Source organism: Shigella sp. FC1544 (assembly GCF_001722145.1).
GTDB classification, from domain to species: Bacteria; Pseudomonadota; Gammaproteobacteria; order Enterobacterales; family Enterobacteriaceae; genus Escherichia; species Escherichia coli.
The window spans coordinates 1-649 of sequence record NZ_MECT01000389.1; the positions used below are offsets into that span (position 1 = coordinate 1).

Genomic DNA, 649 nt, shown 5'->3' on the forward strand with positions numbered 1-649 from the left:
TATGAAGCTGAGTGAGCGTAACGACTGGAGTTGCTTCTGCGGTGCTCCGGTGGCGAATGTGAAGTCATACTCTTCGAACGTTTTCACCGCCGGGAAGGCTGCCATTCGGGTATACATCGCCTGTTTACGTTGATGACGTGCCAGTTTTTCTTCATGAAGCAGATGCTCCAGGAAGTCCATATAACTCCATTCCTGGTCTACTGCCTGTTGTGACAGCGCAGGCGCTGCGCTTATAAGGCTTTCCAGTTGCAACTGCCCGGCGAGCGCCATCAGTCGTTGATGTTGCAGTTCCATCATCACGCCACTCCTCTGCAGAATGAGTCGTAGATGGAGAGTGGATGATGCAGGGGGTGTTTATCGAAGTTCACCAGATTTTCACCAGGATGCACGTCATACTCTTTTTTCTCCGGAGGCAGTGCCAGCATGGACTGCTGCTCTTCGAGCCAGCGATCGCAGGGACGGGCCTGGATTGTTTCATGCTTTCGTTGGTTAGCGACATCGTGCAGCCAGCGCAGACCGTGGCGGTTGGCTGTTTCAACATCGACAGTGATCCCCATCGGGCGCAGGCGAGTCATTAGTGGGATGTAAAAACTGTTACGGGTGTACTGCACCATCCGTTCCACCTTACCTTTAGTCTGTGCCCTGAAGG

Annotated in this window: 1 protein-coding gene and 1 pseudogene; both read right to left on the reverse strand. The window is 53.3% G+C overall.

Translation table 11 applies throughout. The features are described from left to right. On the reverse strand, nucleotides 1–300 hold a 300-nt coding region (locus tag BGK49_RS16990), incomplete at its 3' end, for an ATP-binding protein (RefSeq protein ID WP_158513076.1). Next, nucleotides 297–649, reverse strand: a pseudogene (locus BGK49_RS16995) (IS21 family transposase); the annotation flags it as partial. The pseudogene BGK49_RS16995 and the gene BGK49_RS16990, both read right to left, overlap by 4 nt.